Source organism: Lacticaseibacillus thailandensis DSM 22698 = JCM 13996 (assembly GCF_001312865.1).
Classification (GTDB): domain Bacteria; phylum Bacillota; class Bacilli; order Lactobacillales; family Lactobacillaceae; genus Lacticaseibacillus; species Lacticaseibacillus thailandensis.
This window is the reverse complement of sequence record NZ_BBER01000002.1, coordinates 100,428-126,039: the sequence shown is the minus strand read 5'-3', so window position 1 is coordinate 126,039 and position 25,612 is coordinate 100,428. Positions and strand designations below refer to the sequence as shown.

General features: G+C 47.0%; 25 protein-coding genes and 8 pseudogenes. 9 read left to right on the top strand and 24 right to left on the bottom strand.

Going from position 1 to position 25,612, the window contains the following annotated elements; translation table 11 throughout:
- The first annotated feature begins 61 nt into the window (after positions 1-61).
- Positions 62-621 (top strand): annotated as a pseudogene (locus tag JCM13996_RS04160) (hypothetical protein).
- A 111-nt stretch (positions 622-732) separates the two neighbouring features.
- Here the strand turns inward: JCM13996_RS04160 and JCM13996_RS11210 are convergent.
- From JCM13996_RS11210 to JCM13996_RS13145, 5 genes and pseudogenes are all read right to left on the bottom strand, one after another.
- The gene (locus tag JCM13996_RS11210) at positions 733-873 is read right to left on the bottom strand and encodes a hypothetical protein (protein WP_156321858.1); all 141 of its coding nucleotides are present in this window, start codon (positions 871-873) and stop codon (positions 733-735) included.
- A 12-nt stretch (positions 874-885) separates the two neighbouring features.
- Complete coding sequence (locus JCM13996_RS04155) at positions 886-1,137, bottom strand: GlsB/YeaQ/YmgE family stress response membrane protein (RefSeq protein ID WP_054749861.1); 252 nt, start codon at positions 1,135-1,137, stop codon at positions 886-888.
- Positions 1,138-1,485: 348 nt separating this feature from the next.
- Positions 1,486-2,672 (bottom strand): annotated as a pseudogene (gene coaBC, locus JCM13996_RS04150) (bifunctional phosphopantothenoylcysteine decarboxylase/phosphopantothenate--cysteine ligase CoaBC).
- Positions 2,673-2,702: 30 nt separating this feature from the next.
- Positions 2,703-3,077: a nucleotide pyrophosphohydrolase gene (locus JCM13996_RS04145; protein WP_082383812.1), complete on the bottom strand. Its 375-nt coding sequence runs from the start codon at positions 3,075-3,077 to the stop codon at positions 2,703-2,705.
- A 128-nt stretch (positions 3,078-3,205) separates the two neighbouring features.
- A pseudogene (locus JCM13996_RS13145) lies at positions 3,206-4,118 on the bottom strand (restriction endonuclease).
- A 160-nt stretch (positions 4,119-4,278) separates the two neighbouring features.
- On the opposite strand from JCM13996_RS13145, the pseudogene JCM13996_RS04135 reads away from it, so the two are divergent.
- From JCM13996_RS04135 to JCM13996_RS04120, 7 genes and pseudogenes are all read left to right on the top strand, one after another.
- A pseudogene (locus JCM13996_RS04135) lies at positions 4,279-7,352 on the top strand (type I restriction endonuclease subunit R).
- 71 nt (positions 7,353-7,423) lie between these two features.
- The gene (locus JCM13996_RS13140) at positions 7,424-7,732 is read left to right on the top strand and encodes a type I restriction-modification system subunit M N-terminal domain-containing protein (protein ID WP_439646466.1); all 309 of its coding nucleotides are present in this window, start codon (positions 7,424-7,426) and stop codon (positions 7,730-7,732) included.
- Positions 7,615-8,001 carry a hypothetical protein gene (locus tag JCM13996_RS13135; protein ID WP_439646469.1) on the top strand — a complete coding sequence of 129 codons (387 nt, stop codon included), beginning with the start codon at positions 7,615-7,617 and terminating at the stop codon, positions 7,999-8,001. Before JCM13996_RS13140 ends, JCM13996_RS13135 begins: the two co-directional genes overlap by 118 nt.
- A pseudogene (locus JCM13996_RS13130) lies at positions 7,952-8,718 on the top strand (type I restriction-modification system subunit M). The gene JCM13996_RS13135 and the pseudogene JCM13996_RS13130 overlap by 50 nt, the downstream one beginning before the upstream one ends.
- Positions 8,719-8,764: 46 nt before the next feature.
- A pseudogene (locus JCM13996_RS13125) lies at positions 8,765-8,983 on the top strand (N-6 DNA methylase); the annotation flags it as partial.
- Complete coding sequence (locus JCM13996_RS04125) at positions 8,973-9,713, top strand: restriction endonuclease subunit S (protein ID WP_082383811.1); 741 nt, start codon at positions 8,973-8,975, stop codon at positions 9,711-9,713. The pseudogene JCM13996_RS13125 and the gene JCM13996_RS04125, both read left to right, overlap by 11 nt.
- A 25-nt stretch (positions 9,714-9,738) precedes the next feature.
- The gene (locus JCM13996_RS04120; RefSeq protein ID WP_082383810.1) at positions 9,739-10,290 is read left to right on the top strand and encodes a restriction endonuclease subunit S; all 552 of its coding nucleotides are present in this window, start codon (positions 9,739-9,741) and stop codon (positions 10,288-10,290) included.
- On the opposite strand, the gene JCM13996_RS04115 is transcribed toward JCM13996_RS04120, so the two are convergent.
- The 10 genes and pseudogenes from JCM13996_RS04115 to JCM13996_RS11570 all read right to left on the bottom strand — a co-directional run bounded on the left by JCM13996_RS04115 (position 10,269) and on the right by JCM13996_RS11570 (position 17,543).
- Complete coding sequence (locus JCM13996_RS04115; protein ID WP_054750215.1) at positions 10,269-11,204, bottom strand: site-specific integrase; 936 nt, start codon at positions 11,202-11,204, stop codon at positions 10,269-10,271. The two genes, JCM13996_RS04120 and JCM13996_RS04115, sit on opposite strands and share 22 nt — an antisense overlap.
- Before the next feature lie 83 nt (positions 11,205-11,287).
- A pseudogene (locus JCM13996_RS04110) lies at positions 11,288-11,839 on the bottom strand (restriction endonuclease subunit S); the annotation flags it as partial.
- Positions 11,840-12,104: 265 nt separating this feature from the next.
- Positions 12,105-12,638, bottom strand: coding sequence for a restriction endonuclease subunit S (locus JCM13996_RS04105; protein ID WP_225353484.1), 534 nt, complete (start codon positions 12,636-12,638; stop codon positions 12,105-12,107).
- Positions 12,639-13,730: 1,092 nt separating this feature from the next.
- Positions 13,731-14,564, bottom strand: a complete 834-nt coding sequence (locus JCM13996_RS04100) for a PTS system mannose/fructose/sorbose family transporter subunit IID (RefSeq protein WP_225353456.1) — start codon at positions 14,562-14,564, stop codon at positions 13,731-13,733.
- 69 nt (positions 14,565-14,633) lie between these two features.
- A complete protein-coding gene (locus JCM13996_RS04095; RefSeq protein ID WP_225353455.1) occupies positions 14,634-15,329 on the bottom strand; it encodes a PTS mannose/fructose/sorbose/N-acetylgalactosamine transporter subunit IIC in 696 nt (231 codons plus the stop codon).
- Positions 15,330-15,343: 14 nt separating this feature from the next.
- A pseudogene (locus tag JCM13996_RS04090) lies at positions 15,344-15,812 on the bottom strand (PTS sugar transporter subunit IIB).
- Positions 15,813-15,830: 18 nt separating this feature from the next.
- Complete coding sequence (locus tag JCM13996_RS12845) at positions 15,831-16,178, bottom strand: UTRA domain-containing protein (RefSeq protein WP_225353483.1); 348 nt, start codon at positions 16,176-16,178, stop codon at positions 15,831-15,833.
- Positions 16,108-16,542: a GntR family transcriptional regulator gene (locus JCM13996_RS10405; protein WP_082383808.1), complete on the bottom strand. Its 435-nt coding sequence runs from the start codon at positions 16,540-16,542 to the stop codon at positions 16,108-16,110. The genes JCM13996_RS12845 and JCM13996_RS10405 overlap by 71 nt, the downstream gene beginning before the upstream one ends.
- Positions 16,517-17,149, bottom strand: coding sequence for a phosphoheptose isomerase family protein (locus JCM13996_RS11575; protein ID WP_225353454.1), 633 nt, complete (start codon positions 17,147-17,149; stop codon positions 16,517-16,519). The genes JCM13996_RS10405 and JCM13996_RS11575 overlap by 26 nt, the downstream gene beginning before the upstream one ends.
- Positions 17,150-17,174: 25 nt before the next feature.
- Entirely contained in the window at positions 17,175-17,543 is a 369-nt protein-coding gene (locus JCM13996_RS11570) for a phosphoheptose isomerase family protein (protein ID WP_225353453.1), read from the bottom strand.
- A gap of 499 nt (positions 17,544-18,042) precedes the next feature.
- Between JCM13996_RS11570 and JCM13996_RS12840 the strand changes: the two genes are divergently transcribed.
- On the top strand, positions 18,043-18,465 hold the full coding sequence (locus tag JCM13996_RS12840) for a transposase (protein ID WP_082383807.1): 423 nt from the start codon (positions 18,043-18,045) through the stop codon (positions 18,463-18,465).
- 324 nt (positions 18,466-18,789) lie between these two features.
- Here JCM13996_RS12840 and JCM13996_RS04070 read toward each other — a convergent pair whose 3' ends face one another.
- From JCM13996_RS04070 to JCM13996_RS04030, 9 genes are all read right to left on the bottom strand, one after another.
- On the bottom strand, positions 18,790-19,698 hold the full coding sequence (locus tag JCM13996_RS04070) for a YitT family protein (RefSeq protein WP_082383842.1): 909 nt from the start codon (positions 19,696-19,698) through the stop codon (positions 18,790-18,792).
- A 17-nt stretch (positions 19,699-19,715) separates the two neighbouring features.
- Positions 19,716-20,177 (bottom strand): RNA polymerase factor sigma-54, encoded by a 462-nt coding sequence (locus JCM13996_RS10395; protein WP_082383841.1) that lies wholly within the window; start codon positions 20,175-20,177, stop codon positions 19,716-19,718.
- On the bottom strand, positions 20,111-20,974 hold the full coding sequence (locus tag JCM13996_RS04060) for an RNA polymerase factor sigma-54 (RefSeq protein ID WP_054749848.1): 864 nt from the start codon (positions 20,972-20,974) through the stop codon (positions 20,111-20,113). The genes JCM13996_RS10395 and JCM13996_RS04060 overlap by 67 nt, the downstream gene beginning before the upstream one ends.
- A gap of 21 nt (positions 20,975-20,995) precedes the next feature.
- Positions 20,996-21,541: an HAD family hydrolase gene (locus JCM13996_RS04055; RefSeq protein WP_162205178.1), complete on the bottom strand. Its 546-nt coding sequence runs from the start codon at positions 21,539-21,541 to the stop codon at positions 20,996-20,998.
- A 236-nt stretch (positions 21,542-21,777) separates the two neighbouring features.
- Positions 21,778-22,758 (bottom strand): SIS domain-containing protein, encoded by a 981-nt coding sequence (locus JCM13996_RS04050; protein WP_202813245.1) that lies wholly within the window; start codon positions 22,756-22,758, stop codon positions 21,778-21,780.
- 65 nt (positions 22,759-22,823) lie between these two features.
- Entirely contained in the window at positions 22,824-23,663 is an 840-nt protein-coding gene (locus tag JCM13996_RS04045) for a PTS system mannose/fructose/sorbose family transporter subunit IID (protein WP_082383806.1), read from the bottom strand.
- A gap of 18 nt (positions 23,664-23,681) precedes the next feature.
- Positions 23,682-24,488, bottom strand: a complete 807-nt coding sequence (locus JCM13996_RS04040; protein WP_054749842.1) for a PTS mannose/fructose/sorbose/N-acetylgalactosamine transporter subunit IIC — start codon at positions 24,486-24,488, stop codon at positions 23,682-23,684.
- A gap of 35 nt (positions 24,489-24,523) precedes the next feature.
- Positions 24,524-24,997 carry a PTS sugar transporter subunit IIB gene (locus JCM13996_RS04035; protein ID WP_054749840.1) on the bottom strand — a complete coding sequence of 158 codons (474 nt, stop codon included), beginning with the start codon at positions 24,995-24,997 and terminating at the stop codon, positions 24,524-24,526.
- Positions 24,997-25,416, bottom strand: a complete 420-nt coding sequence (locus tag JCM13996_RS04030; RefSeq protein WP_054749838.1) for a PTS sugar transporter subunit IIA — start codon at positions 25,414-25,416, stop codon at positions 24,997-24,999. The genes JCM13996_RS04035 and JCM13996_RS04030 overlap by 1 nt, the downstream gene beginning before the upstream one ends.
- Between the last annotated feature and the right edge of the window lie 196 nt (positions 25,417-25,612).

Sequence of the window (25,612 nt, the reverse complement as noted above, 5' to 3'; positions counted from 1 at the left end):
TGTCAATTACAGTATACGCGGACGGTGCTATACTGACCATAACAATTACGAGGAGGATTTGATGATGACCACATACAAAGCAGACATTGTGCCACTGAACGCTGATAAAATTGGGACTGCCGCCCACGGGACCGCCCGGCTGGAGCTGACCGACACGGAGTTGACTATCAACATTGAAATGTTCGATACGCCCGCTAACATTGAGCACTGGGAACATTTCCACGGCTTTCCTGACGGCCAGGACGCCCAGATTGCGACCGCAGCCCAGGACGCAAACGGCGACGGCTTCGTCGATCTCATGGAAACGGAATCCGTCTCCGGTACGACCATGGTACCGTTCGACGACGCACCGGAACACATGGACATCCCGCACGACCGCTACCCCGTTGCCGACGCGGACGGCCACTTTGCGTACACCAAAGTTGTGCCGGTCAATGAACTCCAGGACAACTTTGCCCAAGCGTTTGGTAGTCGCGACCTGCAGCTCGACAAGCGGGTCATCTACATTCACGGCGTACCAGCGGCTTGGACCTGCCCGACAGCGTGGCGGGAATGGTGGGGATGTTCGACGCCCACGTCACCCTGCCGATCGCCGTGGGTAAGATCAAACGCGTCGATTAATTACTGCACCATACTAATAAGGCCGCCCTCGTGATGAGAGCGGCCTTATTAGTATGGCTGACGGGCATGGTGACCAACGCTCACTTCGTCGTGGCGACCATGCGCTAGTCACTAGCCGTGTAACTTCCGTTGTAACTTGTCGCCCAAACCGTCGATGCCCTTAGCGGCCACGACCGTGCCGGCCACCAACACACCCCCGACGATCAGGGTGCTGGCGACCATAAACTTAAAAACCGTTTTAACTGTGTCCATTGGGTGTCCCTCCTAATCTGTCTGGCTGCGGCCGGCGATCCAGGAAACGATGACCACCAGCACCACGGCCCCAATAATTGACGGAATCAGCGCCATCCCGGCAAGCTGTGGTCCCCAGTGGCCTAGCACCGCTTCACCAACGGCGGACCCCAGTAACCCAGCGATAATGTTGGCAATCCAACCCATGGAATGCCCCTTGCTCGTGATGGCACCCGCAACGGCACCAATTAACGCACCAATAATTAACGCCCAAAGAAAATGCATGATGTCGTCCTCCTTTACACACTTCCGTGGCAGAACCTCTGCCTTATTCTTAGCGTACGGGGGTCAGAACGGTGGGTAAAGAAATATTTTGTGAACTGCTAAAAATCCCTTTATATCGGGGATAAGGCGGGGCCTACCGCCACCATAAGCAAGGATGATTTGCAAAAATTTTGGTTAATCGTGCTAATGGAATCATTGTTCAGCACAACAAAAAAATCACCCACACTTAAGCTGGGTGATTGATGCGTGATTATCAACGGTAAAGGTGCTGCCACTCTGGCTACCATCATGACCGTGAGCGCTGCCTGGCCCCGGCAGCACAATTCGCACCAGCTAGTCCGGGCACCGTTACATCGCCATGGCCGCCAGCCGCACAATGGTACTGGCCACCTCCGTCTTCGCCGCCTCATCGAGGGCCAATGGTGCCTGGTCTGGCCGCAAAATGGTGACGGTATCGGTATCGGTGTTGAAGCCCTGACCGTACCCAACCGGATTGGCGACGATCATGTCGGCACCTTTGCGCTCGAGCTTGGCCTGGGCGTTGGCCACCAGGTCGTTGGTCTCCGCGGCAAAGCCGACCAGATACTGGTGCGACTTTTGTGCGCCCATCTCGGCGAGAATATCGGGATTCTGCACCAAATCGAGGTGTAGCGCGTCGTCACCCGACTGCTTCTTGATCTTATTACCGCTGACCGTGGTCGGCCGGAAGTCCGCCACCGCCGCGGCCATCACGACCAGGTCGGCACCCTCAAAATTGGCCAGCATGGCGTCGTGCATCTCTGCGGCTGAGGTCACGTAAACCGCGTCTACTGCCGGTAGCACCGGCAACATCTTGGTCGCCACGAGCGTCACGTCAGCACCAGCGGCCGCCGCAGCGTTGGCGACCGCCGTTCCCATTTTGCCTGAGGAATCATTGCCAATGTAGCGCACAGGGTCGATGCGCTCCTGCGTGCCGCCGGCCGACACTAGGACCTGTTTGCCCGCCAGCGGCTGCTTGGCCTGATAAGTGTCCACAAACAACTGGATCACGTCCAAATCGGGCATGCGCCCCACTGCGGTGTAACCCTCGGCCAGGAAACCTTCTGCGGGCGGCAAGACGCGCACACCCATATCCTTCAGACGCCGGACATTACTTTGCGTGGCGGCGTTAGCCACATCTTGTCGTTCATGGCGGGCACGACCAGCTTAGGGCCATCAAAGGCGAGCCAGCTAGTCGAGACCACGTTGTCTGCCAGCCCCTGTGCAAACTTGGCTAAACTATTGGCGGTCGCCGGGACGACCAACATCATGTCTGCCCACTGGGCCAACTCCACGTGCACCACGTGCTCTGGGTGGTCAAACTCGTGGTCGTCGGTCACCGCCTCATGCTTGGTGAGCGTCGCCAGTGTCGCCGGGGTCACAAAGGTGGCCGCGGCGGGCGTCATGGCCACGCGCACGGTGTAATCCGCACGCATCAGGCTGCGCACGAGCAACGGCACCTTGTAGGCCGCGATGCCCCCAGTAATCAGAACGACAATATTTTTGATGGTTGGCATGAAGCGCCTCCTTTAATTACGGCCAACGTACTAATTCTTAGTCTTATGGGACCAGTCGCGGCGCTTGTTGATCTCATTTTTGGCCGCCACCAGCTTTAACGGATCCACACCCAACCGGTCGCACATGAAGAACGTGTACGTCAACACGTCGGCCAATTCTTCAGTCAGGTGCGACTCAGCGGCATGGTCAAGGGTGTCATCGGATCCCAGCCACTGAAAAATCTCCAGTACTTCGCTAGCCTCGATGCTGACCGACTTGGCGAGGTTTTGCAACGAGTGGTACTGGTCCCAGTTGCGCCCGTTGCGAAACTTGACGATAGCGTTAAGCACGTCGCGATACTGTTGCGCGGTCTCGTCGTCAACGCGGACGGTGTCAGGGTCAATGGGATGGATGGTGGAAGACATGGACAGGAACTCCTTTGTTGGTGGTGTGATGGTTAATAATTGTATTTTACACCAACGAAAAGCAACACCACATTAACGCTTGCCTTTCATACTCATACATAAAGAGCACCACAAGTATTCAGCCACGCCTAGTTTTTCTCAGTATAGTAGTCATCCAACTCAAAGGTCTGCACAGGGGAAATGTGCAGTTGATATTTTTCCACCAGTTGTACAATGCCCTGACCATCAATTAAGGTAACAGATTTTGCTCCCTGTACTGCTTTGCGTTTAGCACCGTCAGTAAAATGACTAGTAGTAATGAAGATGCCATACTCAGCGTTGAAGCTATCCATGACACCCTTAAACTTATCTATTTCTGGCTCGCCAACGGGGCCATCCCCATACCGCTTGGCCTGAATAGCTACACGCGAAGTTCTAAATTCATCGGATTGAAAGTAGCCAAACCCATCGATACCATGATCGCCAGAAATAACTTTACCCATCTTGGCGTCTATTCGCACGCCCATCTGGTGAATCAACAAACGTGCAAATTGCTCAAACTTGGCAGGTGAAAACTGCTTGATCCGTACCAACAATTCTGCCTTCCACGAATCTTCCGGATCTTCATTATCGTCATCGTTAGCTTCAACTACCGTCGTTCCATCGGCCTGGAATTTTGCTTTTTTTTGCATTCTTAGCACGCCGTGCAGCCGTAGTCCGGGACCAATAATCTCCCATGGTCTTTAATTGCTGCTTATTCGGAAAATTAGTCAGCGGGTCCGCACGACCCTGTTCGGTTAAAACAATTGCCGCACCTCGCACTGGCTTTTCGATATAACCGATAGCCGCTAAATCACGAATACCAAAATTAAAATCCAGATTAAACGGTATATATGGATTGCCATTCTTTGATATAACCGTGCCGTAAACATCATCGTGCGAAAAACCGCTATCATCATCCTCAGCAATAATAGCCTTGAGATCATCACGTGTTGCCGTACCACCAACACTCTGTAAGGCACGCACTATTGCTTTTTGGGCACCCCGCCGAACATATGCCATTATGATTCTCCCCCAATGCTTTTACTTTCCATGATATTTTACACCTGACCAAGCACTCAACTACCGCCATAACGGTTACTAATCATATTTTTAGGGTAAAATGATTTTGTAATCAAGCAATTATTTGTCGGTGAGTATCGCTACGAGTGAGGAAATAAAAATGGGCTCAGAACTACAATTCGAAAAAGATTTAATTACCTACCTGCAACATTTAGGTGGACAAAAGCAGTGGGAGTACTTGCCACAGATAAAAACCACCAACCAGTTATGGGCTAACTTTAAGCATATTCTTGAAGCCAACAACCAAAACCGTTTAACAGAGCCACTATCTGTCGATGAGTTTGCGCAGATCAAAGCGGAAATCAGTCGTCTCAACACACCATATGCCGCCGGACAGTTTTTGTATGGCTTTAATGGCATTTCACAGGTGGAGGTCAATCTGGATAACGGTGAACACACCTTCCTGACGGTATTTGACCAGGCAGAGGTCGGTGCGGGTAACACTACATATCAAATCGTGAATCAAATTAAGCGGCCCAACGTTCTGCCCGGCAAGGAAAACCGACGTTTTGACACCACCCTCCTGATCAACGGCCTCCCCATCATTCAAATTGAGGAAAAAGCCACTGCCCACGAAGCGCAAGAAGCACTTAACCAGATGCACCAGTACATTTTGGAAGGACAATATTCTGACATTTTTTTCCACCGTCCAAATTCTGGTGGGCATGACTCCTAATAGCATTCGGTATATGGCAAACACCACCGGCGATACATTCAACACCGCCTTTGCCTTTAACTGGCAGCGCGAAAAAGACAACTCGACTATTCGTGATTGGCGGGAATTTAGCAACCAGTTTCTGAGCATTCCCATGGCACACAACATGGCCACTTCCTACATGATTCTAGATGGCACTCACAACAAGCAGTCCATCAAGGTCATGCGTCCATATCAGGTATATGCCACCCGGCGCATTATTGAAGCTTTACGCACCCACGATTTTAAATATGGTAAGCAAGAAGTGGGCTACATTTGGCATACTACCGGTTCAGGTAAGACCATTAGTTCATTTAAGGCCGCATGGTTAGCTTCACGTTTACCTAACGTCGACAAAGTCGTCTTCATGGTCGACCGTATTGCCTTGACCAACCAAACAGCAGCTAATTATGCAGCCTATGATCCAGATGCGGATGACAGCAACAAGGGTGGCGTGGTTAGTGACACCCAAAACGTGGGTGACCTCAACCGTAAGTTGAAGAATAAGAACGGCATCATTGTGACATCCATTCAAAAAAAATGGACTGGTTAGTGCGCCGAAAGAGTTTTAAGGCTCCAGACAAGAATATCGTTTTCATTGTTGATGAGGCTCATCGTTCAACCGCGGGTGAAATGATGCAACGGATTAAGGAAGCCTTTAAACACTCGGCGTGGATTGGTTACACCAGTACCCCTTCGTTTGAGGGCATCACCACCCGGCAATTGTTTGGGGACGTGCTGCATACCTACACGATTCGTGAAGCCATTGCGGATGGTAACGTCCTCGGTTTCAAAGTGGACTTTAACACCACCATTCCCCTAGATAGCCTGCGCACCGAATACTTGCCCCGCTTCTACGCCAAGCAATATCCGCAGTGGACCCAACAAGACATTCAAAACAAAATTGACCACCTATCTCCGGCAGACATGGACGACCTGGTTAACCCCAGCGTCTATGACATGAACCCGACACACGTACAATTGGTCGTTAAGGACGTGCTCAACAAGTGGCGCAACCGGTCAGATGACTATCGTTATAGCGGCCTGTTTACTACCCACGTTGGTGGCGGCAAAGCCTCAATTCCGATGGCGGTCATGTACTATCGTGAATTTAAGAAGCAAAATGCAGCGTTGGAGCGACCATTACAAATTGCCATTAGTTTCTCACAGGACAATAGTAATGGCGACAACATGATTACTACCAACACGGCCCTGAGTGAGGCAATGAAGGATTATTCTGCCATGTTTGGTAATCACTTCGACGACACTAACGCCACTGAATATGCGGAAGACGTCGTGGCTCGGCTCAACCGCACCATCAATGATGACCGTTATTTGGACCTGGTCATTGTTGTGGATCAGCTACTGACTGGCTTTGATGCACCGACCCTCAACACACTTTACGTTGACCGCACACTACACGGTGCGGGCCTTATTCAAGCTTACTCACGGACTAACCGGATCCAAGACATGGTGCACAAACCCTACGGTCGCATTGTCAATTACCGTTGGCCTGAACAAAGCGAAAAGCTGATGAATGAAGCATTAGCCGTCTACGCTAATCGGGATTCAGCCAATGAGAACCTCCCTCTGGTGATAGATGATACCGGTGTAATTGCTCCCAGCTTTGACACACTAATCACCGAAGCCCAAAAATGTGTCGCAGAACTACGCACCCTTAGCTTCAATATCACCGACCTACCCAAGAGTGAGGCTGGTCGTGACCAGATGTACGAGGACTTAAAGACTTATAACCGCCTGATTAGCCAGTTGAAGCAAGATGATCAATATGACTACCGAGACCCGGACAAGCTGCTCAAACAAATTGGACTCACTGGTGACGAAGAAACCCTGCTGACCACTTCGCTTGCGCACGACCTCAAGCGTCGTATTGCCCAACACCGTGAAATCGAATATTCGGACCTAACACTAGAAATGCAACACGTACGTGATATTCAGGTGAACTACGATTATCTGGAAGAACTAGTGGCGCGCCTAGCTAACGAAGTTCATGAAGGGTGCACTAAAGCTGCTGAAGGCACCTTCAAAGAAGTTAACAAAATGGCTGATCAACTGGAAGATGAGCACTATGCCCTGCAAGTTAAGCGTACTGCCAGCGGGTTGCTGGATGGGTCCGCACAAGCAGAACATTATCCAGTCGAATCGAAGGATGCGCGGGGAATCATCACTGCGCACAACAATACTTCGAAGGCACATGAAATTGGCGAGTTTATGAAGCGTTGGGGGCTATTGGAGATTACGCCTGAAGTCATCACCACACTAATTGACCGCCACGTACCGGGACAGGATGACCTCGATGAAGATGGTTCAATCCGGAAAATTCAAAAAAAATTGCGCAAACGCATTATCGCGACTATGCCAGTGATGAGCAGGTTGCGCAATTGGCGAAGGTTAGGTATCGCAACCAGCTGCGTGAAGCCCTCACCAACTTTGCAAATTACATCAAGAAAAACTACTAATACCAAGAGGAATAATCGATGAAAAAAAATCTGAGCTTACCGCACACGAAATCACCAATAAACTTTGGAGCATGGCTAACAGCCTCCGTGGCACCATGACGGCCACCCAGTATCAAGACTACATTCTAGGGTTCATGTTCTACCGCTACCTGTCAGACCATCAGGAAGATTATCTGGTCAACGAGGACGTAATTGACGTGGCTGAGGGGCAAAGCGTTAATGCTGCTACGCAGCCGAAGCGGCGGATGACCTCGATGATTATCTGGAGGATATTAGCAAGTCGCTTGGCTATGCCATTGCACCACAGTTCACCTGGGCCACCATCATGGAAAAGATCAACGACGAACACATCAAGCCGTCTGATTACCAAGACATGTTAGACGCCTTTGAACGCAACGCAAGCTTGAATCCACAGGCCAGCGCGGACTTCCGTGGTGTGTTCTCCAACATCCATCTGAATGACTCTCAGCTAGGTAACAGTACCGCAGCCAGGGCACGGGTCTTGAGTGATGTGGTCAAGATGATCAACGACTTTGACTTCCGGGACGAAACCGGCCGCGATATTTTGGGAACAGTGTATGAATATCTAATCGCCGAATTTGCGGCCAATACCGGTAAAAAAAGCCGGGGAGTTTTACACGCCCCATGAGGTTTCCATCGTCTTGGCAAAATTAGTCACCCTGGACGCGGCAACTGAGGGACAGTTCACCGTGTACGACCCAACCATGGGGTCTGGCTCCCTTCTATTAACGGTGCAAGACCAGCTGCCAGATGGCCACAAAGCGGGCCGCGTCCACTTCCACGGTCAGGAATTGAACACCACTACGTATAACCTGGCCCGCATGAACCTGATGATGCACGGTGTTGAATACCAGAATATGGATCTGCACAATGCGGATACCCTGGAAAATGACTGGCCCGATGGTGAAATTAACGGAATTGACCATCCACGAAGTTTTGACGCCGTCGTTGCCAATCCACCTACTCCGCCCACTGGGACAATAACGCCAATAAAATGAAGGACCCTCGCTTCAAGAACTACGGCAAACTAGCGCCTAAAACCAAGGCGGACTACGCCTTTGTTTTGCATGGTATTTACCACCTGAAGAATACCGGGACGATGGCCATCATTTTGCCACATGGTGTCCTCTTCCGTGGCAGTGCCGAGGCAACTATTCGGCAAACGTTGATTGAAAACAACTACCTGGATGCCGTGATTGGAATGCCATCAGGCCTGTTCTATTCCACCAGCATTCCTACGGTAATTTTGGTGTTCAAGAAGCAGCGCAACACTAAAGATATTCTGTTTATTGACGCCTCCAAAGAATTTGAAAAGGGTAAAAAAACAGAACCGTCTAACCGATGACAACATCGACAAGATTATTTCTGCGTACCGGGAACGCAAGGATGTCGATAAGTTCGCCCATGTAGCTGATTTGGACGAGATCAAAGAAAATGAATTCAACCTTAACATCCCTCGCTACGTCGACACTTTTGAAGAGGAACCTCCCATCGATATTTCAGCGGTAGAACAAGAACTCGCCGATCTGGATAAACAGATTGCCGTCGCGGAAAAAGAATTTAATGAGATGAAGTCACAACTGGTGGAGACGAATCAAGATGAAAAATAAAAATATGAAAGTACCCCAGTTACGGTTTAAGGGATTTACTGGCGATTGGGAACAGCGTAAGCTTGGTGAATTGGCGACTTTTACTAAGGGGTCTGGGTTCTCTAAAGAGGATCTTATTGATGAAGGAAGACCAGTAATTCTGTATGGAAGCATGTACACCGACTATCACACGATTATTAATAAAGTTTCAACGTACGTGGCGACAAACTCTAAAGGTACAGTAAGCGCTGGAAATGAGGTAATTGTACCAGCCTCAGGTGAAACTGCAGAAGATATTGCAAGGGCCTCAGCGGTAATTACCCGAGGAGTTCTATTAGCTGGTGACTTAAATATAATCACTCCGTGCAACAACCTTTCTCCCATATTTCTTGCGTTAATAATATCAAACGGTCGTCAGAAGTCAGAGCTTGTGCGCAGAGCTCAAGGAATATCTATTGTGCATCTCGGAAACTCGGCTCTCAAGGATGTGGTCGTCAAATTTCCAAGCCTAGAAGAGCAAATTGCAATTTCATCTTGCATATCCTTGCTAGATCAAACTATCGCTCTTCATCAGCGGAAGCATGATTTGCTTTTGAAACTAAAGAAAGGTTACTTGCAAAAATTATTTCCCGGAAAAGGTCAAAAAGTACCCGAAATACGCTTCAAAGGGTTCACTGAAGATTGGGAACAGCGTAAGTTTGGAACGCTTTATGCTAAGGCTTCGGAAAAAAAACGATTTGTCAATTCCTAGAAGTAAAGTTATCTCGGTGGCAAAAATGCACTGGGGTAGTGTAAAGGATGATTCAACTGATGAGTACATGCGTAGCTACAATGTTTTCCGCTTGGGTGATATCGCATTTGAGGGAAATAGGAGTAAAAATTTTGCCTTCGGAAGATTTGTTGAAAATACTTTAGGAACGGGGCTGGTCTCGCATGTATTTGATGTTTTCCGTCCGAAAACTAGTTTGAATTTATATTTTTGGCAGTATTATATCCACAACGAAAACTCAATGCGGGATATTTTAAGGCACTCCACCCAAAAATCAACTATGATGACTAATTTGGTTACTAAAGACCTTCTCCGTCGGTCAATTGGGGTTCCTTCTCAGGATGAGCAACAAGAGATAGGACAGTTTATGCTACAGCTTGATCAAGCCATCGCTCTTCATCAACGTAGGTTAGATGAACTCAAAAAAACTAAAGCAAGGCTACCTACAAAAACTTTTCATATAAATCAACAAAACGCAGCCATATGGACCACTAAACTGGTCAATATAGCTGCGCTTCTCATTTACTTGAGCATAAGTCAATTTAATCCCGCTAAGTAGCGCATAACCTTATCGTTATCCTGATTTTCTAACTCCTGAATAATATGCAAGTACGTCTGTTGGGTCGTTGTCATATTTGAATGTCCTAACCTTCGCGCCACGCTCGCAATTGAAACGCCCGCAAAAAGCAATAGGGATGCGTGCGTGTGCCGTAGTCCATGTATCGAAATAACTGGTACCTCCATACGCCGACAATGCCGTTCTAGTTGATAGTTAACCGTCGAATTGAAGACCGGACCTTGTACAAATAGCGGTTTCTCCTCAGGAAGAGTTTTTACTAGTTGAGAGAATTGCATGATCGTTTGCCAATCAATCTGTACATTACGTTTGGATGAACTGTTTTTGGTTGGTTGAAAACCTCCCCTTGCATCTTTATAGTTCCAAGTCTTATTGACACTTAGGCTTTGATGATTAAAGTCAAAATCCTTTGGAGTTACACCAAGTGCTTCTGCAAAACGAAGCCCTGTCTTTGCAATAAGCAACAACATCCAGTCCCAATTGGGTACGGGCCCTAAATCAAGATCACTCAGCAGCGCATGCAACTCAAACTGATTCAAGTATTTTGGCTTTTTCTGAGATGGTGATTTTCCCTTAATAACTGCCTTTCGCGTAGGGTCTCTATCGATTAATCCCTCATCGACCGCATCCGTAATTGCCCCCTTGATTTGATGATGAAAGTCCATCGTCGTCTGTCGTTCATGAGTTTTTGCGTAATCGTTCAGCAACTGCTGATAAGTTTTACGATTAATGTGCCCCAGCGTAAGTGTTGGTGCCAATTGCACTAGTCGCTTGTAATTAATGTAATACTTGCTTAGTGTTACTTCGCGAACTGCTCCAGCCTTGTATAACTCAAACCATTCCTTGAAATACTGATGAAATAAAGTGTTTTCTGAAATATTTTGCAATTTCGTCATCATCCTGCAAATATTCGTGCGCATTTAAGCTCACACAGGTAAATTTCGCAATGAAGACGAATTTCGTACTACATAAATCGAAATCGTTGATGAAGAGCGATAGCATCATCTATGCTCCGAAAGAAAGCTGCAATCTGAATCTGTTCTTTTAAAGTAGGGAGTAAAATCTGCATCTTAGCCATTGTTTTTCCCGAAACTTCAACAAAGGTTGATCCTGCTCCATTTATCTCACCATAACGTTTGAGCTCGCTTGTTCGAGAAAAGATGAAGTAACTATCTAATTGCGCTGAATCAGGAACTATAGATTGAAATCCTTGGTTCGTGCAAGCCTCAGTTTTAAGTATAGCTGTGTTTCCAATACCTGCGCGCGACGTAAACAGCACCGTTCCAATGGGAAGCAATTGAGCAGAACTATGAGATAATCCAGAAGTTGTAATCTTTTTTTTACTCTCCGAGACGTAACGCTGCTGACCTATCTCAGCAGGAGCATACCAATTGATATTGCCATTCCAATAAGCTGATATTGACGTGTTTGGGGTTCCTCCCCCAATAATTTTAGCCACATCTCCGAGCTTACGCTGTTCCCAATCATTATTCCGCTGGGAAAACGCTCTATTTTCGATTAAGAAAACCATTTCTAACAAAGATACGAGTCTGCATTTCCGTTATGACATTCAGTACAGAAAGGATCACTTGAAAAGGCCACTTGTAACAAGAACCGAGTTGTGAACAAATTTCAATGGTAAGCCAACGTTTCAGAAAACATTAAAACTAAAACCCAAACACAACATCATTTCAAAACACTAACATTTGTTTATTGGAACATGATGTAATTTTTTATTAGTATAAACTGATCCCGATCAAACATGATGAGCTGACCACCAAGCCCTTACGTTACTATCAATGATGAAGAGCGATAGTGTTTTCCAAAAACTCCATAAATTTTCCAATGGCTTTTTGCTCTTCCAAACTAGGGACGGCAAAAGCGACATTCAGCATAGAGTCCTTTGATATATTCTTCATACTTCCGCTGGTTCCTGTCCCCAACGACTGAATCTGTTTGATATTTCTTGGTGTATTCAATACGCTTATTAACCATTCTTGATTAAAGTGGGAGGCAACAGCTCCTTGCCACAATCTATCTGGGAGAAATACATTGGCCCGTGTTTCTGTGTTCAAGCCCGACGCCCCAACCAAAGCGGGAGTATTCATTCGACTGATTAAAATGCACCCCTTTTTGAGTGGAGTTTTGGCTCGAAGGATTTCTTCACGTACAATTGATTTCACTTCCGTTAAATCAACATGGCCAAGCTCTATAGCTGATGTTTTCAAAATATAATAGCCTGTATCTTCTTCTCCAGAATTAACACTTACCCCTGACTCCAAACTGTTTATGGCATCTCCGAGCTTACGCTGTTCCCAATCATGAGGTATAACAATTATTTTGTCCTGCGCTAATTTGCGCCTTTTATAAATATAGCGTCAATAATTTCGACCTAATTTCTCCCTAAAACCCTAAAATAAATTAGTCACATATCAGAACCCCCCATGCGTAAACCCCGAACACCATTTAAACTACCAGTGAGGGCAGCCCACCACAAAATTTCCATTTGGAGGGACAGACTCATCGCAAGCAAAAATCGTTACGTTATTAACGGCTTTACCCTAGATTTTCTCTGTAGTTTGCCAATAAAGCTACCACAATGGCCGCACCAGTACCTGACAGTATCCACCATCGCAACATTACCTGCACCCAAGTCATCCGGGTACTGCAGTATCATCATCGACGATCGCGGCCAGGTTTACTACAGTGGCCTCCGTACAAATACGTTAATAATGCACACCCGCTCATTGGCGGGACTAACACATCCGGCCATCTGGTTGTTGGCGAGTCCGGAGCTTTTTACTGATAATTGTCCACCCCTGCATCAAGTAACTGCGTGGATGGACAATCATCATGGTTTCTTGGGCTTAGGCAGTTGCATATCCAGACCGTTACCCTGGTTCAGTATTCATGCAATCCAAAGTGCACGGTGTCACCTACCGGCTTTTACCATGGAGTTTATCGTCAACGCCATCTACGCGTAAGGCTAAATTTTAACAAGATAAATGCCGTTCGTACCATCGCTTTCACCACCACGATGCAAGAAGACCATCTTGCCCCTTTACTTCGCCAAACGGCTGGTTTGTATAAATTTGTTCATCAAGAATACCGAGCCTGTCTCTCTTTTGCAGACACAACCAACCTCCCCGCAGTCCCGCAGGGCAACCGTTATGAGCTTTGGTATCAGCATCAACGGGTTAATACGTTAGTAACCCGAATAATTGAGACTAAATACAAATATGATAGTCAGCACAATCGCGCCCGTGCTTTGACCAAAGGTTGGCGCCTACTATTAGAACAGCCCACTCCTTATAGATAGTCGTTGAATAGGTAGTCACTAGTAGCCACCCTAAGGCTGCCCCACACATACGGAGGACATAAAAGCCTCGCCCAGGGAGGGCGAGGCTTTACTATTTGCACTTTTAAACCGATAAAATCTTCAACCAGGTACCCAAAATGCTGACAGCAATAATTGCCACCAGGATCCAACCAACATTCCACTTCTTCTTTAACATCCACATAACAGCCAATGTGGCCAGAACTGGTAAGAGTGAGGGAATAATTTGGTTCAATGTCTTGATCAAGGACATGGCTGTCTTCCCACTGCCAATCGTTATTGGCGAATTAACCACAACGTAACTAGGTATCATGGCACCAACAACCATCATCCCTAGAATTGAGGCTTTTTCCGAAATGCTTTGAATGATATTTGAATCACTCATTCGTTGCATCAAGTTGGTTCCCTGTTCATATCCCAGTTTGAGACCAAAATACCGAATGATTGTTGTGGGCACATTGTAGGCCAGCAGAAATAGAATTGGGCCAAAAACATTTCCCGCCTTACACAAGGCAATTGATAACCCCGTACAAATAATGCGCCACGTGGTGAGAATTAGGGAATCACCAACCGCTGACAGTGGGCCCATCAGGCTGACTTTAACGTTGTTAATTAGAGCGGGATCGAAATCCTCATTACGTGCATTTTCCTCTTCCATTGCGATGGATGTTCCAAGGGTAATGGGTGCAAAAACGTTGGTAATGTTGAAAAATTGCATGTGTCGCGTTAACGCCTGTGACATTGCGTTATTATCATCCTTATAAATTGCGCGCAGTGCTGGTGTCATGGCATAGGCGTACCCCGTTGCCATTTGCCGGGTGTACTCCCATGACGCGCCCATGGTGAAGGTGCGCCAAAATACTGAACGTAGACTTCGTCTTACTGGGGAATTAGAAGCTGTCTGTGTCGTCTTCATCATCTGAACCTCCCAAAACTTGCTGCTGTGAAGCCTTATTTTTCTTCTCGTTGTAGTACATGATCATAATGATCACCATACCAATAATGGCGATGCAATAATTGGAACCTTAAGGTAAGCCGCTAATACAAAGCCTAGGATTAAGTACGGCACGATTTCTTTACGCAAAATTTGCTGAATTAGCATAGCAAACCCAAACGCTGGTAAAAGCCCACTGGCAACCACTAGGCCATCCTGAACAAATTTTGGAATGAAACCAACAATGGCGGATGAAAACCCGGTACCAAAGTAATAAGCAAGCATAATTAAAATGGCTGAGGGAACGAAATTGACGCACGTGCCACCCCAAAAAGCCATCAAGCTTAACTTCCTGGGCTTGCCCTCACGTGCATATTGATCACATTTAGCCACATACAGAGGAGCAATGAATACATAGGCCAAGTTTTGCACCAACAGAACCAGCATGGACAATGGCAACCCAAACGTCAGAGCTGCCGAGATGCCCTTACCAGTAGAAATTGCAAACACCGTCCCTAGAACTCCAGAGGAAACCATGTCCTGTGGAACCGAAGCACCAATTTCAATCACGCCAATGTAGGCTAACTCCAAGGCAGCCCCAACTTCAATACCCGTCGTCAAGTGGCCAAGCACCAGTCCAGTGAGCGGACCAATTACTATTGGACGCGCTACCTGGCCACGTCCAGTAAGGTAATACTCGCCATAGCCGATGAGGGCCACCAGCCCAATTAATAGTGTCTTCAAAAGCATTTCGCTCACCTCTTTCAGAAGTCGACGGTTTTCGAAGCCGCCGTGGGAACTTGTTGGATGTATACTTTGACGCCACTAGTTGACAATTTCTTAAGCTCAACCTTATCTTGCGCGGTCACATTAACCGCCGTGGAAATGTTTTCAGTGTCATCGGTCTTCTTGGTGCCACCAAGATTTAAGCTTTCAGGCTTATCCTTCAAACCTGAAATCAAACGGTAAGCATCATGGATGCTCTCAACCACAATCATGATGTCATATTTATCGGCAATGCCACTGTTAATCTGATCAATACTTTTTTTGAATTGGCATGATGACCAACTTAGCCCCTACTGGCCGTGCCATTTTAGTTGTGGCTTTACGAATAGGATCATTAGGCACATCATCGTTAGCAATTAATACACAATTAGCATGAGTCGCACCATACCACGACAGGGCTGTTTGACCATGTAACAATCGATGGTCCACCCGTATAAATTTAATCATTAGTCATCCCTCCTTTTACTAAATCTTGAATTGATATCTGTCTGACACTATCAACTGCTCACCGTATTGCACAATTTTCTTATTCTGATCAAATATCTCAGTCTTCATCGAAAATAGGGGAAAACCAACCGAACGTTGCAATAATTTGGCTGTTTCTACATCGGCTGTCACAACACTCAAAGTGGTATCGTCAGAATCCAGACTAGTAATTCCAAAATGCTCCCGAAAAATTTCATACAGGGAACCATTTAAATCGTAATCGCCTAGTGTGGCAAATCGCGGTAACGGATAATAATTATTTTCCAAAAAGATTGGATCTTGATCCAAAAAAACGTAACCGGACAGTATGCAACAAACCAGTGACATCAACATTAAATTTACTTTGCAATGCAGCGGTAGCAACTACCCGCTCTACCTTTAAAACTTTTGTTTGTGGGTGAAAGCCACTTGCTAGTGCCACTTTGGAAAAGCTTTCAACTGAACTCTCGCGCACCAGACGACTAACCCGTTGTGGCCTTTGAACAAAACTACCTTTGCCTTGAACCCGCTCTACTAGGCCATCCTTAACCAATCCGTCTACCGCAAGCCGTATAGTCACGCGGCTAACACCGTATTGTTTTTGTAGTTGTGGCTCACTTGGTAATTGGCTACCAACGAAGTATTCCCCTGATAGTATCTTCTGCCGGATGCTAGTCATTACCTGCTCATACTTCGTCACCCGTGCGCTCATAATTATTGTTCCCCCAAATAACCTTTTTTTTAGTATGGCACCTTGCCATATAGCGGCGAACGTCTAGTGAATGGTCACGTTTATCCGCCAGCTTTGCACGGTACTCACTGAGAATAGTATAGAAGAGAATTGGGTTGAAGAACTCAGCCACTTTACTATCAATCATGTCCAGGCCCAATTCCTTTGCATCAACAACCTCAACCTTTTCAGCATACTTGTGTAAGAACTTGAGAGCACGTTCATCGAGCGGACGCGTACGGCCAACACTTTCCAATACAATATATGGCTTATTTTTGTCGGTAACCTCAAATGGTCCGTGGAAATATTCGCCTGAGTGAATTGGCGCTGCATCCAACCACTGCATTTCCATCAGGCTGCAAATTGCGAAGCCATAAGCATGCCCAAAGGATGGGCCACTCCCCAAAATGTAGAACATTTTCTCATGAGCATACTTATCTGCAAATGCCTTCGTCCGTGGCTGAACTTGATCAATGGCATTGTCCACAATAGTATCAATCTTGGCAAAAGCATCCCTGAATGCAGGCAACTGGTCGTAGCCCTCAAGACCAGCCAAAATTTGTGCAGACATGTCCAACATAATGGCCATCGGATTGTTAACAACTTCGCGTTCATTACCCCACTCGTAAACAATTTTTTTTCGTCAGATACTTAAGTAACTCAGCCTTAGCATTGAACGTCAGCCCTACTGTGACTGCTCCCGCTTGTTGGGCAACATGCGCTGCCTCCACGGATTCTGGCGTACTACCACTGTGCGAGCAAACAAATACGATTGAATTAGCGCCCAAACGCTTTGGCTGAACATGAACAAATTCGTTTGAAGTATACCAACCCGTTGTAAGTGTGGTACTTTCTGCTTGTAGGAAGTAATAGGAAACATACATATCGACCAATGAGCCACCAGCTGCCACGAAGTAAACTGAGTTAATTTTGCCCTCGTTGTGCTGAAGAATCCGTTTAACAATTTCGCTTGTCTTGATCATTTTGCTCCTCCTTAATACGTCTCAATACGTCTTACTACATTTTTTTATTGTAACCGTTTTCCAGAACGTGTCAACATGTATTTTGAGTGCTTACACATTCAATAAGTGAGTAGGTAACAAAAAAAAGGTCTACACTTTCTACTGTTGGTGTCTACCAACGCAGCGAGTGTGGGCCCTATTTTTAATGACAATTTTGGCAAAATAAAAGGGCAACCCATTGGCTAACCACGCTGTCCCTCTATGCAATCAAACAAACAACAAGCGAACTATCGATCAATGTTCCAAAACGATCTAATACTGTCTATTCTAGGAATACCAAATACTAACATCAACGTCACTGCAGCAAGTAACGAAAAACGATCCTCTCGGGACGTTACCTGCCAAGTCCACGTCATTTACTGTGAACTATCTTACCCGCCCAGACGTTGTCAGAATTGTGGGTTTGCGAATCGCCAACGCAACGGGCATGAATTAACGCGGGTTAAGATCCCAGAAGCGACTGAAATGCCCACGATTCTGGCGCTTTATCAAAGCGGTCTTTCCGAATGTCCGCATCGTTATTAATTGCTTTTACATCGCGAAATTACTAGGTCATGCCCTTGGCCAAACCCGGATTGTGGTCCTCAAACAGATTGATGACTCCCACACCTTGCAATACAAGGTGCTTAAGTCCCAGTGGCGCTTATTCCATAAGACTGACCCTGACGCCCGACGGTTGCACTTTCTGTTCGGAATCAATGAATATATGACCGAGCAGAGAGCCTTTGATTTTGGTCTTGATCATCAGCTTCAACTACAAACGGTCTACGAAGCCTACCTCAATCTACATAATGCTCTAATGTCAGGCAATACAATAGCTTTCTGGCGGGTCCTGGATACATACCGCAACACCGGCAACGCAGTGGACAGATGGCGACACTAAGACAAAAACGCCAGAATGTGCTAGTAGCCACCACCAGTCCCTGTAGCAATGGCCTGATTGGGGGGCGAGAACTGCCTGATCAAATCCTTGAAACGTAACTGTTTTGGCTTTAAGAACCAACAAAACTTTTTCGATCGTATTTACCAACTAGTCGCCTAGATAACAAAAAGGTTTTCCAAAATGGAAAACCTCGGCAATTTGAAAATATTGAAACCAACAGCATTTGACGGAGACCCACAAAAAGGATCCGTGCAAGACCCCTCACTACCATTATCGACAGTCAGGCCTTAACTACGCGAATCCTTCTCCTTATATTAATTTATTCTATTCCACCGCTGGCTCAATAAACCTTCCTGCCATTTCCACCACCTTAGTGCTGGAAATAAAAGCATTCCGATCGTGTGCTCGAATGGTCTCCTCGAGATCATGAAACTCTGCCCGTGAAATAATGGTCAACAATACCGTCTTACTTTCGTGCTTATAACCACCCTCAGTGTCCTTAAACACGGTAATACCATGGCGCATCTCTTGGTGAACTGCCTTTAGTAGGTCGTCAGCCTTGCTTTGGTCCGTCACAATCATGACCTGTAATCGCTGCTGTCGCGTGTACAGGAAGTCCATAGCACGACCCCCGACAAAAATAGCGATGACCGAATAAAGGGCGTGCGGCCAACCCTCTAGGAAACCCGTTACAATAACAACGACCGCGTTGACCGCGATGCTGACCGACCCAACTGACACGTTGTAATACTTGTGGAGCAACATCCCCACAATGTCCGTACCACCACTGGACAAACCATTACGCAACGCCAGACCGATTGCTGCACTATTGATAACTGCTCCAAAAATAGCACAAATCATCGGGTCGCGCGTCAATGGTGCTAGACCAGTCGTCATATTGATCAATATCGATGAACTAACAACGGTAATCAACGTGAAGGCCGTAAACTCACGACCAATCTCTTTCCAAGCCATCCAAATTAAGGGAACGTTGAGGATAAAGAAGAGGTTAGCAGTATTCATCACTGCAGTTGTCGACACCCCTGCCACCCGAAAATTCAGGAAGCGACGGAAGATGATCGCAATAACTTGGGCTACACCGGTTACACCCCCAGCCGAGATATGACCCGGTTGCCAAAATAAGTTCAACGCTAAACTTAAGCTCAGCCCGTACAGTACCGAAATTGCTAATTTCCGCCAGATTTTTACTTGCCGTACTTTTGGATTAATCATTGCCATTTTAGCCACCACTACTTCTTGCGCATCTTTTTATCCGCAATCCCCATTACGCCCCGATACTTGGCCACCGTGCGTCTAGCAATCTTGATACCCTGCTTTTCTAAAGCATCCGCTATCTTTTGATCACTCAACGGCTTCTGGGGGTCCTCACCTTCAACAATTGTCCGTATACCATGCATGAGTTCGTTGTCAGCCGAATGCTCTTCTTTGCTTGTACTACGCCGGGTCAGTAATGAATTCATCGGTAATACACCACGGGGACTATCAATATATTCATCCTTCAAAGCCCGACTTACAGTCGATTCGGATGCACCAACCGCACTTGCCACATCACGCAGCAAAAGCTCATTGATGAAACCCTGCTCACGATTGAGGTAGGGCCATTGCACCCCGACGACATACTGGGCTACCAGCCCGATGGTGTCTTCACGGCGTTGGAGGATGCGCTTGACGGAGTGATATTCCTCGGCCAAATTGCCAGGTAACTCTGTAACTGTTCGTCCCCACGCTGACGCAGTTCATCATACTCATCGGTATTAAAAACCAGTTGCGGTCGACCGGCCTTGGTCAGGTAAACCCGATAACCACCCTCATTGGGACGCACCTTAATGTCAGGAATACGGTACTGTGTCTGCTCATCCCCAAAACCGGCTCCGGGATGCGCAGTAAATCCACCAATGATCGCCTTAGCCTGCAGAAATTCATCCACGGTCGCATCAGTCGTAGTTAGAATACGGTGTACATCATTATGCAGGAAATTCCAATAATGGTTGGTCAAAATCTCCGTTACTAGTGGTGGGCAGTCCGGTAACATCCGCGCTTGAACAACCAGCACCTCTTGGAGTGTACGGCCGCCAACACCAGGCGGATCTAGCGACTGTAAGAGGGTCAAGGCGTCAAGAAACTGTACCTGGTTGATGCCCTGTTCTGCAATGAAACGTTCCTCATCCACCTGTAGCAACCCATCATGGTCTAAATTCTGGATTAATGCCGTCACCACTTTGCGTAGTGGTTTATCGCTATACCTCAACTCAACTTGCATGTTCAAATAATCGTAAAGATTGTCGTAGGTTGACGCCGTACCGGGTTCAAAGTTGGAAACGTCAATGTCACTAGATGCCGGCACATCAACCAACGGGTTACTCATACTTAAGTCATTAAGGTATTCACGCAGGCTAAACCCATCCATTTGTAGCACCTTGAGTGACTGCTGCATGGTTTGTGACAGCAGCAACCGCTGGCTCTGTCGAATCGATTGTTCTAGTTTCATGGTTTAGCCCCCTCGCTAGTGTTATTTCAACGACTTACGTACCTCATCTAAGCTACCAACGATCCGGTCAGCACGCGACTGATCCACTCCGTACTCAGACTGATCAATCGCCCAGGTAGTCAACCCCGCAGCTTTGGCGGCCGCGATACCGTTGGTACTGTCTTCAATAACTAGGCAGTTGGCTGCAGGTATGCTCAACAATTCCACCATCCGCAAATAAATATCAGGTTCCGGCTTATTATGCGGTACTTCTTCACCACTCAGTACCTCCGTAAAGTACTGGGTGATTTGACATTCATCTAGCATACGATAAATATCACCGTAAATGCCAGCGGATGCCAATCCTACTGCCACATGATGCCCCTTCAAATACCGTAACAATGGTTTAACCCCCGGAAACATAAACCGGGCATAATCGATTGGGTGGCTAGCCTGATAGGGCAAATATTCTTTATGCAACTGCTGACGCCGCTCATCATCAGGTACGAGCGCGGACCAAACTTGTTCGTTGGACATGCCCAAATAGTCCCGAATATCGGTGGAACCTGGGTGCAGATTTTTTTTCACGAAAGAACTGCATGCGCCGATCAAAGTAGAACTGTTCGCTGTTAACCAGAACGCCATCCATGTCGAAAATAACTCCTGTAAACATATAGACTTTTCGCCACGTGGCCTGCATCCACGTAGCCTCTCCTTTCGTTTAAACAATCAGTACCCAGAGTGCTAGCAATGTGACCCCAAAACCACCAGAAGGAGCGGCAGTTGCCGCTCCTTGACTGGTGAAACACTATCAATTTCCGCTATTAGTAAGTTAACTTCCACATGTAACGACGCTTGGAAAGTGGGTGGTCACGCTTTGCGGCTAATTCCTCAGCGTAGGCGCGGAAGACACCAGTCAACAGCATTGGGTTGAAGTAATCAATGACGTGCGGACCAGCGATAGCTGACAGGCCAAAGTCCTTAGCGTCAACCAAAGTAATCTTGGCATCGAACCGCTGCAGGAAGGTCAGCGCCCGCATGTCCATCGGCCGTGTACTCCCATCGTTAGCAAACAGCAGGTATGGCGCATCCTTTTCCGTCAGTTCGAATGGGCCGTGGAAGTATTCACCGGAGTTGTGTACTGGCGCCGTGATCCACTGCATTTCCTCAAACAGGAAGCTACCAGTTGCATAGCCAACGCCCCAAGTAGCACCACTGGCCAGTACGTGAATCGTGGAATCGTTCTTGTACAATTCACCAAACTTCTTGGCCTCTGGGCCTACATGCTTAACCTGCTCATCAATCAGGTCGTACAGACCATCAAAGGCGGTCTGGGCCTCGTCATAGTAATCATAGCCTTCAAACTGGTTCTTAATTTCAACGGCTAACTTCAACGCGTTAGTCATCTTCTGGACCTTAGCGGAGTAGCTTTCGTGGAAGCCGTGGAGGATGTTGTACTCAGCCGCCTTGAGAATTGGAGCGTCAGGATTGTTGGAAAGAGCAATGACGTTAGCACCCCACTTCGTCGCGTTCTTCGTCGCTTCAACAGATTCTGGAGTCGTACCACCAAGGGAAGCGGTAATCACGATGGTCTTATCGTCAATGTTCTTTGGTGCATCATAGTTGAACTCGTTTGCGGTAATAATCGCAGTCCGCACACTCTTAGTTTCGTGTAGGGTGAAGTAGTAGCCAGGATACAAATCAGACATTGACGCACCACAACCAACAAACAAAACTTGGTTGATATCGCTGTGGTCCTTCTTAATAGCTGCAATAATTTCCTTAGGTGACAAAGTACTCATAATGTAATTCCTCCTATAGATTTTTGATTTGGTTTCTAACCAACCGCATCCAAATTAATGAAAATAAACTAAGCAAAGATTCCCAGAACGCTCAACAGAATGCCGCCGCCGATACAGAAGAGCAGAATCCAACCAGTACCGACCTTCTTCCGGAGCATCCAGTACATCAGGAACGTAAAGGCCAACGGAATCATCTGCGGGAAGATACTATTCAGCGTCTTCTGCAGGTTGAAGGCCGTACCAACCTTGATTGGCGTCGTAATACCAATCATGCTGGCAATCATCGCTCCAATAACCATCAGACCAACAATATTAACCAGGTACATCACGCGGTTCATCAAGCCACCACCGGTCAAAATCTTCAAGTATTTCTTGCCGGCGGTATAACCGAATTGACCACCCCAGTAAGTAACGGCAAACGATGGAATCAAGGAAATTACCATCGCGAGGATTGGTCCTAAGATGCTACCATGTTGAGCAAGATTAATCCCAAGACTGAAGGCCAAGATACGAATCGTGCCCTGGAAGAACGAGTCACCAACACCTGACAGTGGACCCATCAGGGAGGACTTAACGGCGTTAATAGAATCAGGATCTAGAGATGACGGATCCTTGGCGTACTCCTCTTCCATCGAAGTCACGAGCCCGAGAACAAATGAACTTGTTTGCGGCGTACAGTTATAGAAAGCCATGTGCCGCTGATAAGCTGCCTTCTTCTTCTCCAGGTCTTCCGGCTTGCTGTACAAACGGTTCAAAGTTGGCGCAATTCCGTATAGAAAACCCATGTTCATTTGACGTTCGTAGTTCCACGAGGCCTGGATGGCCCAAGACCGCCAAGTAAACGACCAGGACTTTTTGCGTAGGGCTTTGCGTTGTGCCGGGGTCATGTTTTTAGTTTCATCTGCCATGATTGCTCACTCCTTTCCTCATAGTTCCTCAAGGTCATCGTCATCGTCACTATCATCCGTGGAATCGGCCGTGGCTGCTGTACCATTACCCTTACCAGCCTTCGGCAAGAATTCGTTGACCACTAGAGCCAGCAATACAGCGAAGATGGCTACACCGGTAACCGAAATGTTGGCGTAAGCCGTGATGAAGAAACCGAGGAACAGGTATACCGCCGTCTTTTTAGATAGCATCGTTGACATCAACAGGGCAAACCCAAATGCTGGCAAGATCTTACTAGAAAGTGTCAACCCGTTGGTTAGCCAGTCCGGAATTTCCTTAACAATGGCGCTAACAACACCAGTACCGAAGTAAATAGCAATAAACGTGGGGATGAAGTACATCAGTGAATAGAAGACCATCCCCCAGACGATGTGGTAGCTAAGGACACGCTTGAACTTACCTTTTTCAATGTCCCGTTCAGCCATGTGTGACAGGGATGACATCAACATCCGCACCACGATCCCCAGCAACTGGCCAAAGACCGCAATTGGAATTGCCACGGTCAACGCCGCCTGAGCAGAGGTGTTCGATAGAATAGCAAAGGCAGTCGCAATAATTGAACCCAACACCATATCCGTTGCTACGGCAGCACCAACATTGACCAACCCCATGGAAATCAATTCCAACGAGGCACCAACCATTAGCCCTTTGGTGACATCGCCCAACACGAGACCAACCAATGTACTAACAATCAACGGCCGTTCAAGATTGGAACGCCCGAACAATCGTGAATCGAGCATGGCGATGATACTGATGATCCCAATCAATAACGCCTTCATAAACATGGTATTCACGCTCCTTTCCGTACATCAAAACGCAATTATGACAGCTTATTATTCAAAATTTCCTTCTTTGAAGTTGGTACTTGCTGCATGTACAAGGTAATACCCATGTCAGCCAACTCGCGGCTTTGTTCAACTTCCTTATCAGTGAGGTAAATCGCGTTGCTAAAGCGCTTAGCACCTGGCCGATCGAGAATCCCACCGTAATTGATTTCATCAATCGGACCGAACGCCTTAAAGAAGGTGTACGTTTCGCCAACATTGCCGAAGATCAACATGGTATTGTCCTTCAAGGCCTTGATCTTGGGAATACGCTCAATTGCCTGGTCAACCGTAAATAGGCTCAACTTAACGTCTTCTGGTTTAGAAAGCTTGAGTGACATGCGCTTAAACTCATCATTTGCGGTGTTGGTATCAATAACCACGATGCGCTCGATACCTAACGACTTCGTCCATGAAAAGACAACTTGTCCGTGCATTAGACGGTGATCAATACGAACTAATTTAATCATTACAAGTCATCCTCCTCTCCACTCTTCTGTGCGACCAACAAACTATTAACATCTACAAGCGCCTGCTGTGCTGAGGCAACAACCTTGGCAAGTTCTGCCTTGTCCTTGACCGTGTTTTCAGCCAGCAATTGTAAAATCAGCGGTAAATTCATTCCGGCAATCAATTCAACGTTTGGGTAATCCTTCAACAACTGAATCATCGTCGTATTCACGGAACCACCTAGCACATCGGTACAAATAACAAACTCATCATCGGGATGCTGCGTGAGTTCCGCTTCAATGTCATAAACATATTTGCTCTCATCACTATCAACGTAAGCGGCATAAGCTGATAAATTCGGGGTGTCCCCCATAATAAATTTCACTGTATCCTGCATGCCTAGCGCCAAACGTCCGTGACTGACCAAAATGATCCGCATAAGCGTACCTCCCTTCGTCGTTATTGGGCCTCGTTCTTCGCTAGCCTTATCTAGTAATTAAGGATGTGCTACTGGTGGTCGTGAGTTCCTCACACCTGAGCTCATTGCCTTACACTTATATACAAGCAAAAAGCGTGCCAGTTTTTGCTGACACGCTTTTTTTATTTGGACCCAAGTCGTTAAAACGCTTTCATGA